The organism is Photobacterium chitinilyticum (assembly GCF_004104355.1).
GTDB lineage: Bacteria > Pseudomonadota > Gammaproteobacteria > Enterobacterales > Vibrionaceae > Photobacterium > Photobacterium chitinilyticum.
In genome coordinates this window covers 1-407 of the sequence record NZ_RJLM01000224.1, presented here as the reverse complement: position 1 = coordinate 407, position 407 = coordinate 1, and the positions used below count along the sequence as shown (strand labels likewise).

The window sequence follows — 407 nt, the reverse complement described above, 5'->3', positions numbered from 1 at the left end:
CACAGCCCGCTACAGGTGGAGTGGGCGCAGCGAAAGACCGGGCGCAAGGTCACACATCTGCTGTTCAGTTTTGGACCGAAGAAACCCGCCAAGGCGGTGGGTAAGGCCCCAGCGAAGCGCAAGGCCGGCAAGCTGACAGACGCCGACATTGCGCAGCAGGGGCTTGCGCTCCCTGGTGAGTCCTGGGCGGAGGCCCGCGCTCGACTAAACCAGATGCCGTTGGATCTGGCCTAGAGCCCGTGGCCTTTGCCTTTGCCAAGGCCCGGCTTGCCTTTCTGCAGGGCCTGACGCTCCCGCTTTTGGGCCAAAAGCTCCTGCTTCTTGGCCTCTTTCTCGCGCTGAACCTCATCACGGGCTTGCGGTAGCCGCGCCGCCCACTCTGGACGCTCCTTCTGGAGTGTCCTCTC

The 407-nt window shown here is 64.1% G+C and carries 1 protein-coding gene; it reads left to right on the top strand.

Features of this window, described 5'->3' with window-relative positions; genetic code table 11:
• On the top strand, positions 1-234 hold a 234-nt coding region (locus EDI28_RS27455; protein ID WP_233353532.1), incomplete at its 5' end, for a replication initiation protein.
• Between the last annotated feature and the right edge of the window lie 173 nt (positions 235-407).